This is a genomic window from Schleiferilactobacillus shenzhenensis LY-73, from assembly GCF_000469325.1.
GTDB classification, from domain to species: Bacteria; Bacillota; Bacilli; order Lactobacillales; family Lactobacillaceae; genus Schleiferilactobacillus; species Schleiferilactobacillus shenzhenensis.
This window is the reverse complement of record NZ_KI271582.1, coordinates 340,844-350,023: the sequence shown is the minus strand read 5'-3', so window position 1 is coordinate 350,023 and position 9,180 is coordinate 340,844. Positions and strand designations below refer to the sequence as shown.

Here is a 9,180-nt window from a genome sequence, read left to right as displayed (position 1 = left end):
GGCGTGTTTGAGACCGCGCACTTTGCGGGCTCAAACCGCCGTCACCACTAGCTCCGCGTCGCCGCCCCAATCTGCGCAGCCCGTAGTCACCCGGGTCAGAGTCTGATTGTATTTTTTCTCCTAAACAAATGCAAAAAAAGGACTGAACCAGCGGTATTGTCCGCGGTTCAGTCCTTTTTCTGTTCACTCTAGCTTACGGCGTTTGGCCGCCGCCGTTCTGGTTGTTGTTCTGATCGTTGTTATTGTTGTTCGGCGCCTGACTACTGCTGGCAGAGCTGGACGACGAGTTGCCGCCGTTTTGGTCCGGCGTCGTGCCGCCACCGTCCCCGGAGGAGCTGCTGGCGCTGCTAGATTGGTCGTCCGGTCCCGGACCAGTGCCTGAGGCGCTGCTGCTGCTCTCAGCAGTGGACGATGAACTGCTGCTGAAGCTGTCGCTGCGCCGGCTTTCTGACGTTGTCCCGGCACTGATCGTATCAGTGGGCTGGGTCCCGCTCAGGAAGAGTTCGCTGGTATAAGTGCCCACAGCGGGGTCGCCGCTCAAGGCGACAGGCGGATTCGAACCAATGCGCACCTTGACCCGGACCACGCTGCTGGGTTTCTTCCAGTCGCTGTTGGTCTGTTTCTCGGCCAAGTAACTCATGATCTGACGGTAGAAAAGGATGGCCGTGTTTTGCTCGCTGCCAGCGACGCCTTGTTTGTTGGCTTGGTCGTAACCGGTCCAAATCGCCACCGAGAAATGCCGGGTATAGCCGGCCATCCAGGAATCCCGCACCGAATCGTTCAAGGCGGGGTTGCTCGCCAACGTGCTGCTGTCGTAATCAGTGGTTCCAGTCTTGCCGGCTTGGTAGAGGCCGCTGATATTCGCGGCGGTCGCCGTGCCGCTGGTGAAGACGCCCTTGAGCATGTCGGTGATCATGTAGGCCGTGCTGGCCTTCATCGCTTCGCGGTGCGCCGTGCTGTATGTGTGGTCCACACCGTCCGGAGTCTGAATCTTGTTGACGTACTGCGGTTCATAATACGTCCCCCCATTGCTGAAGGCACTGTAGGCGGCGGAGAGCTGGAGGGGAGAAACGGCGCTGCCGATCCCCACGGAAAGTCCGCTGCCGCTGGGAATTTTGATCCCCAACCCGCTGGCAAAGGTCGAGGCCCGCGACAGGCCGACTTTCTCCAACGTCCGAATCGCGGGGACGTTCCGGGATTGGACCAGTGCCTTGCGCATGGACATCTGGCCCATGTACTGGCGGTCCCAATCATACAATTGAATATTCGTCCCCGGGTAGGTGTAAGCCGTATCTTCCACCTGCTGGTACGTGGACCAGTTCAGGTATTCGATGGCGGGGCCATAGTCCAGAATCGGTTTCATGGTCGACCCGTTGCTGCGGGTCGCGGTCACGCTGCGGTTCAGTGCCAGCCGGACATTGCCCAGCTTGCGGCCGCCCAGCATCGCGACCACCTGCCCGTTGTTGGGGTTGGTAATGGCCACACCGGTCTGCATGGCGCTGCTGCCGAAGACACCGGTATTGCTGTTGGCTAAATCGTACAATTCCTTCTGGACATCGTAATCCACATTGGTATAAATTTTCAGGTTATCGATGTAGGGATTGTACCCCTTGGCTTTCACGTCCTCGATTACCTGTTTGAGATAAGGATCAAGAACAAGATCGGTGGTATCGTTGCCCTGGTGGCTTTCCTTGGGCTGCAGACCGTCCGCAATGGCGGTACTGCGGGCCGCGTCGCCCTGGGCTTGGGTCAGCTTCTTATTCGCCACCATGGCATTCAGCACCTGGTCCCGGCGCTCCTTGGCCTTGGCCTGGTCCTTGTAGGGGTCGTAGGTTTCTGGCGCCTGGGGCATGCCGGCCAGCAGAGCGGTCTGGGCGGTCGTCAGCTGGCTGAGGTTCTTGTTGAAGTAATATTTCGCGGCCGTGGCCATGCCGTAAACGCCATTGCCCATGTAGACCTTGTTAATGTAAAACTCGAGCACTTGGTCCTTGGAATAGTCCCGGGTCACCTTGAACGCCAACCAGGCTTCTTGGGCCTTGCGCCGCAGCGTCTGGTCGCTGGCTTTTGTCGAAAAGACCGTCAGCTTGACCAGCTGCTGGGTGATCGTACTGCCGCCCTGGAGGGAATCCGTGGTGACATTGTTGACGAAAGCGGAGACGATGCGGATCGGGTCCACACCAAGAAATTCCTGGTAGAAACGGCGGTCCTCAATCGACACCACAGCGTCTTTGAGCTGTTGGGGAATCTTGTCGCCTGTGACGTAGGTCCGGTTCTCACTGCCCAGCCGGGTCAGCTGTTTGCCGTTGGCGCCATAAATAATGGACGATCCGCCGCTTTGCAGATCCGCCTGGGTGATCGTCGGGGCGTCCTTGGCATAGTAAGCAAACAACGCCACGCCGGCGATGAACACCGTGAGCAGGATCAGCAGCAGCCACTTGAAGAAGCGGCGGATCGGATGGCGCTTCTTCGGGTGGTGCTGACGGATGAGTTCGGGTTCTGAATTCGGGGTATTGGCCATTAATTGATCGTTCCTTTACGTTGCGGCGCTGTCCGAGCAATCAGGGCATCCACCGCGTCAAGATAGGGAATCACCGGGGCAAAACCGACACTGAGGGTGTATCCCGCCGCCACCACTTCCCGCCGGGGAATGGAATGCCGGCCCTGGTATTGATCCCAGTAATCCAGCAACGTGCTGGCGGGGAACAAATACACGGTATCCGGGTCGGCAAACTGCATCAGTGTGAAACAGATGCCATCCTGGGCCAAACAGCGGCGGAAGTGATCGATTTGGTGCTGGTGATAGTTTTTTAAGGGAAACGACTGCTTGTTCTTGGTCTGCTTGGCTTCAAAGTCCAAGTAGTAGCCGCGGTAAACGCCGTTGTAATCCGTTGTGGACGGGGTCCGGAAATACGCTTCCTTGATCACCGCCTGGGAGCGGGCGGGGTAGTCCACGTGGACGATCTGGACGGGGGTCGGTTTCTTATACACCACCGCCCGGCCATGGGACCGATAGTAATCGTTGCTGTCATTGATGGCGTCTTCGAGGCGCATGCCCCGTTTGCCGAAGATCACGTGGTCGTTCTCAGTCTTTGTCTCGGCCGGCGCTTCTTGCGCCGGCGCGTGATATTTCTTACCATTAGGGTACGAGAAAGTCATCGTTAACACCTGCCTGTGTGCTCATTATACCAAGACGGAGGCTTATTTTGTACAAGAAAGCGAACGAAGGTTTGGAACGGGTGTGGATTACCGGTTACCGCAGCTATGAACTCGGGGTTTACGGTACCCAGGACCCTAAACTGCAAGTCATTCAATACTTGCTGGATAAGACCCTGCGCCGCTATGTTGATGACGGCTTGCGCTGGGTAATCAGCGGCGGCCAGCTGGGCATCGAACAGTGGGCACTGAGCAGTGCCTTAGCGATCAAGGCCGATTTGGGGGTGCCCAAGACGGCGATGATGCTGCCGTTCACCGATTTCGGTCAGAAATGGAACGAAGATAATCAGGGGCGCTTGGCTGCGTTGAAGGGTCAGGTGGACTTTTCTGCCAGCGTCAGTGCTTCGGCGTACCAAAGCTGGCGCCAGCTCCGGGCGTACCAAACCTTCATGCTGACCCACACGGACGGGGCGATCCTCGTCTATGACCCGGAACAAGAGGGGAAACCAAAGTACGACTACGACATTATTACGAAATACCAAGAGACAACGACGTATCCCATGGAATTAATTGATTTTTACACACTGCAGGATGCGGCGAATGAGTATGAAGAAAGCCAGCGGCCGGACACCTGGGACGAATAGTTGGCCCAGGCCGCCGGAAGCGCCTTTCTCTCTGCGGACCACTTTGCTATACTAAAAGGGACAACACTTGCTGTGTCACGAATTACGAGGTGGATAAGAAATGGATAATCAACAAAATCAAGCACAACCCGGTCAAAAAGCGGCCAATGCACCGCAAAACCGGCGTTTAAATCTCACCCCCACCGACATCGTCAACCAAGACTTTGGTCACAAGATGCGTGGGTATGATGTGGAAGAAGTCGATAATTACCTCGACCTCATCATCAAAGATTACGAAACTTATATTGAACAGATCAAGGGCTTGCAACAGGAAAACAACCGGCTGAAGTCCCGTATCGACGAGCTGACCAAGCAGCTCAACGCCCAGGGGGGACCAGCGGCACCTGGGGCGGCGCCGGTGGCTGGGAGCAGCGTGTCCAACTACGATATTTTGAAGCGTATTTCTAACTTGGAACGGCACGTCTTCGGTGCCAGCAAAGCGGCCCCGACTCCTGCCAGCCCGCGGCCCTACACGGCACCTCGTTTCAACCCGGCCGCACCGACAGGCAATCCAGTGCAGCCAACCGGTTACGGCACAAGCGCCAGTCCGGTGAAACCAGAGGAACCGCACTTCGCAAGCGCACCGCAGTTCCAAGAACCGCGGCAGCCCCAACAACCGAATCCGCAGCAGTCGAACCGGCCGCAACAACCGGCACCAAGTGCGCCCACTGGTGAAGGCAATCCATATCAAGGCGGCGGCACGCAATACCGCAACTACGGTCCGGCCGCACCGACTAGTCCGCAGTCTGCACCGCAGCAGCCCAACCCGGCCCCGTACGGCAATCCGCACCCGGCCACTCCCAATCCGGCCTCAGGTAATTCGGACCAACCCAGCGGCGACAACCATTATCGGCCGCAACAGTAAGCGTTAAACCGGGACTGTGATTAGACACGTCTCGGCAGAAGGTGTATGCTTATACATCGTGGTCTTGAGTAATCGCGGTCGGTGCATGCCGGCTGAGGAAAGTCCATGCTCGCACAGGCTGTGATGCCTGTAGTGTTCGTGCGTCGCCCAATAAGCGGCGGTACGCTTCGGCGTAACGGCAGGACCTAAGCTAAGGGCGTAAGCCTATCAGCGCAAGCTAAAGGTGTAAGCCTATGCGGCGGGCCTTGAAAGTGCCACAGTGACGATCCTGCTTGGAAACAGGCAGGTTGGAACGGGTAAACCCCGCGAGCGAGTAACCCAAACTTTTATGGTAGGGGCGTCCCATGAGGGAACTGAACTGGACATGGGAGTACACTTCGGTGTACAGATAGATGATTACTGAAGGATCGGCGGCGACGTGCCGGTCTGGAACGGAACATGGCTTATAGAGACCACGCGTCAGCGACCGGTTCAGAGCAATCTGCCGGCCGCTTTTTGTAATGTAATGGTCAAAGTGCGACCATTACGGAACCAACATCGTCTACATTCGTTGCTTTCGGCAGTACGGCGAGCATTCGTGAGGAGTTTAAGTAATGGCAAAGAAGTTTAAGTTGATGGCTGCTATGGCCGGCGGGTTTGAAGCGGTGACCGCCAAAGAACTGCAGGAAATGGGGTATACGACGCACGGTGAGACTGGCCGCGTAGCCTTCGAAGGAACGATGCAGGATGTGTACCGGACTAACTTGTGGCTGCGCAGCGCCGACCGCATTTTGATTGTCTTGAAGGAATTCAAGGCATACTCTTTTGATGAGCTGTTTGAAAACGTCAAGGCTTTCCCGTGGGAAGAATGGCTGCCCATGACCGCTCATTTCCCAGTCACTGCGAAGGCCGTGCGGTCAAAGCTGCACAGTGAACCGGACGTCCAGAGTATTGCCAAGAAGGCCATCGTGGAACGCCTCAGCACGTATTACCACCGGCGCACCCGTCTGCCGGAAAGCGGCGCGACGTACCACATTGACGTGCGCATCACGAAAGACGCGGTTCGCTTGACACTGGACACCACCGGTGAAAGTTTGTTTAAGCGAGGGTACCGGGCAGAATCCGCCGGGGCGCCCTTAAAGGAAAACTTTGCAGCGGCCCTGGTCCTGCTCACCAACTGGCACCCGGAAGACATGCCGTTCTTGGACCCGACCTGCGGGAGCGGTACGATTCCCATCGAAGCAGCCTTGCTGGCGCGGAACATCGCGCCCGGTATTCAACGGCACTTCGACTTTGAAGGCTTCCAAGGATTTGACGCAGCGGCGTTTGCGGAAATGAAAGAACACGCCCAAGCCGCCCAAAATAATGATCCCGTGATGATTTTCGGCCAAGACATCGACCAGAATATGGTGGAACTTTCCCGGGTCAATGCGGATAAAGCCGGTGTTTTGCATGACGTGCGCTTCAAGCAGCTGGCTGTCCGGGATTTCAAGACGACCGTACCCAATGGCGTGATCGTGGCCAACCCCCCTTATGGGAAACGGCTTTCTGACACCGCCAGTGTGCGCGAGCTGTACAAGCAAATGGGCGATGTCTTCCGCCCGCTGACTACGTGGAGCCAATACTATCTGACCAGCGATCTGGAGTTTGAAAACTTCTTCGGCAAGCGGGCCACGAAACGCCGCAAGTTGTATAACGGCGCCATGCGGGTTGACTTCTTCCAGTACTGGGGCCGGCCGAATTGGCAGCTGCCGAAGCATCTGGTCACGAGCTTGAGCGACCCGGTAAAGGAAGATTAAAGCTGGCCGAGAATGGCCATCTCCCTTCGTCACCGTGTTATACTAGAGACGTGGTGAAATCGGTTACACAAGATTTCCCACGAGCGTGACGAAAGGATGGATGAATATGGCAAAGAGTCAAGATCTGCAAGAAATTTCTGCACTGCTCGACCGGTCGTTGGCAAATGAGGCACCGGTCAAGATCAAGACCATTGACCACCGTACCCTGGGTGGCATCGTGACCGGGTTTGAGAACGGGACCGTTAAACCTTACTTTGAACGGCGGACCGTCTTCCTCAACACCCAAAAGGGTATGAAGCGCATTAAGCAATATTCAATCCAGCAAGTTCTGGCGCAGTAACGGCCCACTAAAAGAAAACTGACAAGTCCCTGGGACCCGATGCCAGCCGCGTACAGCGGCGGTTGATTGGATCCCAGGTTTTTTCACCCGTGAATTTTGTTCTGCAAAAAAACGTTCGCGAAGCCCGGCGATTTGGGCCCTCCGGCTGGCTGGGGCTGGAACGTGGCGGGCACAGCATGGGCGTTGACTAGGCGGTGAAAGTCCGCTGTAGACCGTAGTAGTCGGAACTACTAGCCGACGGCAAGGGTGTCTACCGCGAGGTGGAATCTGAAGGAAGCCCGAAGCAAAGTGCTGAACTGATGAACAAGAAGCGGCTATAAGGCCGTGGACCCGTGGGCAAGGCTGCCGAACAAGCTGAAACCCCATACTACTCGAAACGGGCCGCGGTAGAGCCGACAGTTACATGGCATGAAAGTCAACGTTCTTACCCGGGGAGATCTGTACCGCGCGTCCGGGCAGGGAAGCGAAATGCATTCCACAGGACAAGCTGAGCAGCGATGCCCAGCCAGCTGTACAGAAGTCAGCCGAGGTCATAGTAGCTGTCCTCAGGGGCAGTGAAGGACCGAACTTTAGCAATTCCCATTAATATTGGAGGTGGAAGCAGTGCCGCAATCGCAGAAAACAGAACAACAATCTGGCCACTGGGGGAGCATAGACCTGGAAGGTCGAAGACAACCCAGGGTGCGTAGCACCGCTTCTGGTGAAGACAAGATGCGGAATGGCGCCAACTTTCAAGATATGGTGTTGTCCCCAAGTAACCTCAACATGGCTTACTTACGGGTCAAGCGCAATAAGGGTGCGGCAGGTGTCGATGGGATGTCCATCGAAGAAGCATTGCCATACCTGCAGAAACACCGTAAGGAATTCGTGACGGCACTACGCCAGGGTACGTATAAGCCTGCGCCGGTGCGGCGGGTAGAAATCCCCAAACCGGACGGCTCAATGCGCAAGCTGGGCATTCCCACCGTACTGGACCGTATCGTTCAGCAGGCGGTAGCGCAAGTATTGTCCCCGAAGTTCGAAAAGGTGTTCTCTGACAACAGTTTCGGTTTTCGCCCGGGAAGAAGTCCCCACCAAGCAATCCGGCGGGTAGAAGCTTTCTACGACCAGGGATACCACTATGTGGTAGACCTAGACCTGAAGGCATACTTCGACACGGTGAACCACGACCTGCTCATGAAGTTTCTGGAACAGTATGTCCCAGACCCGTGGGTATTGCATCTCGTCAGACAGTTTCTTACCAGTGGGGTCATGAACGGCAAGCTCTTCGAGCCTGCCACAGAAGGAACACCACAGGGAGGAAACCTGTCCCCATTGCTGGCCAATATCTACCTCAATGAGTTGGATAAGCTGCTCACTGCCAGAGGGCATAAATTCGTCCGCTACGCCGATGACTGCAACATCTATGTCAAAAGCAAGCGGGCGGGCATGCGCGTCCTGGCCAGTGTGACCAAGTTTCTTGAGGGGACCCTCAAGGTCACGGTCAATCAGCAGAAGACCAGCGTGGGTTCTCCGACCCGCCTAACCTTCCTGGGATTTTCCTTGGGAGCTAGTCGGGGAAAAGCGTCGGTACGCGTTAGCCAAAAGGCAAAGAGACGCGTCAAAGACTCGCTGCGGACAGTGACGAAGCGTAACCGGGGGCGGTCACTCGACGTTCTTCTGACGGAGATTCGGAAGAAGATGGTCGGCTGGCTCCACTACTACGGCATAGGCTCCATGAAAACCTTTATCCATCAACTGGATGAATGGCTTCACTCCAGAATCAGGCAGTATATCTGGAAGGCGTGGAAGAAGACCGGAAAGCGTATCAGGAGTTTACAACGACTGGGCATGTCATTTGACGAAGCTTACATTTTCGCCAACACCCGCAAGGGTGCATGGCGGATTGCACACAGCCAGACACTCACGAGAACCATAACCAACGAAAGGCTGGAGCGTCGCGGCCTGCTTAACCTGTCCGCGACATACCAAGACATCCATGCGCGCTTAAGCTATTGAACCGCCGTATACGGATCCGTACGTACGGTGGTGTGAGAGGTCGGCAGCGTGAGCTGCCTCCTACTCGATCCACTGAGCCCCGCCAGCCTCCGGGCCCAAATCACCTACTTCCCACCTGATCGTAGTATCTTGGTGCCAAGATACATTCGCCGAGGTGGTGCCCTTTCGGGTAACTGCTGTAACGGCTGTAGAGGTGGCTGCCCAGGGTTTCGTGTCGTGCGAGACTATTCCAATCTCCAAGAATGTAGGGTGACGGAGGGCGGAGCGGGCGGGGGCTCGGTGGTGGGATTGGCCTTAGCGGTCGGTTTTTGACCGCTTAGGCCAACGGCGAGCTTGGGGACTGGGACAAAATTCATATTCCGG

General features: G+C 56.3%; 7 protein-coding genes and 1 other RNA gene. 6 read left to right on the top strand and 2 right to left on the bottom strand.

The window, feature by feature from the left end; translation table 11 throughout:
* Nucleotides 1–193: 193 nt before the first annotated feature.
* Entirely contained in the window at nucleotides 194–2,518 is a 2,325-nt protein-coding gene (locus L248_RS01585; protein ID WP_022528290.1) for a PBP1A family penicillin-binding protein, read from the bottom strand.
* Nucleotides 2,518–3,156, bottom strand: coding sequence for a Holliday junction resolvase RecU (gene recU / locus L248_RS01580; protein WP_040534225.1), 639 nt, complete (start codon nucleotides 3,154–3,156; stop codon nucleotides 2,518–2,520). The genes L248_RS01585 and recU overlap by 1 nt, the downstream gene beginning before the upstream one ends.
* Before the next feature lie 71 nt (nucleotides 3,157–3,227).
* On the opposite strand from recU, the gene L248_RS01575 reads away from it, so the two are divergent.
* From L248_RS01575 to ltrA, 6 genes are all read left to right on the top strand, one after another.
* A complete protein-coding gene (locus L248_RS01575; protein WP_040534404.1) occupies nucleotides 3,228–3,797 on the top strand; it encodes an SLOG family protein in 570 nt (189 codons plus the stop codon).
* Between the two features lie 100 nt (nucleotides 3,798–3,897).
* The gene (gpsB, locus tag L248_RS16490) at nucleotides 3,898–4,701 is read left to right on the top strand and encodes a cell division regulator GpsB (RefSeq protein ID WP_022528287.1); all 804 of its coding nucleotides are present in this window, start codon (nucleotides 3,898–3,900) and stop codon (nucleotides 4,699–4,701) included.
* Nucleotides 4,702–4,761: 60 nt separating this feature from the next.
* An RNA gene (gene rnpB, locus L248_RS15520) (RNase P RNA component class B) lies at nucleotides 4,762–5,152 on the top strand.
* A 142-nt stretch (nucleotides 5,153–5,294) separates the two neighbouring features.
* Complete coding sequence (locus L248_RS01565) at nucleotides 5,295–6,479, top strand: THUMP domain-containing class I SAM-dependent RNA methyltransferase (RefSeq protein ID WP_051999820.1); 1,185 nt, start codon at nucleotides 5,295–5,297, stop codon at nucleotides 6,477–6,479.
* A gap of 106 nt (nucleotides 6,480–6,585) precedes the next feature.
* The gene (locus tag L248_RS01560) at nucleotides 6,586–6,819 is read left to right on the top strand and encodes a hypothetical protein (protein ID WP_040534224.1); all 234 of its coding nucleotides are present in this window, start codon (nucleotides 6,586–6,588) and stop codon (nucleotides 6,817–6,819) included.
* A gap of 603 nt (nucleotides 6,820–7,422) precedes the next feature.
* Nucleotides 7,423–8,817, top strand: coding sequence for a group II intron reverse transcriptase/maturase (gene ltrA / locus L248_RS01555; protein ID WP_040534222.1), 1,395 nt, complete (start codon nucleotides 7,423–7,425; stop codon nucleotides 8,815–8,817).
* The last annotated feature ends 363 nt before the right edge of the window (nucleotides 8,818–9,180 follow it).

Excerpts from the sequence above, each read along its gene's own strand:
- L248_RS01585 (WP_022528290.1), bottom strand. The coding sequence starts at position 2,518 with ATGGCCAATACCCCGAATTCAGAACCCGAACTCATCCGTCAGCACCAC.
- recU (WP_040534225.1), bottom strand. The coding sequence starts at position 3,156 with ATGACTTTCTCGTACCCTAATGGTAAGAAATATCACGCGCCGGCGCAA.
- gpsB (WP_022528287.1), top strand. The coding sequence starts at position 3,898 with ATGGATAATCAACAAAATCAAGCACAACCCGGTCAAAAAGCGGCCAAT.
- L248_RS01565 (WP_051999820.1), top strand. The coding sequence starts at position 5,295 with ATGGCAAAGAAGTTTAAGTTGATGGCTGCTATGGCCGGCGGGTTTGAA.
- L248_RS01560 (WP_040534224.1), top strand. The coding sequence starts at position 6,586 with ATGGCAAAGAGTCAAGATCTGCAAGAAATTTCTGCACTGCTCGACCGG.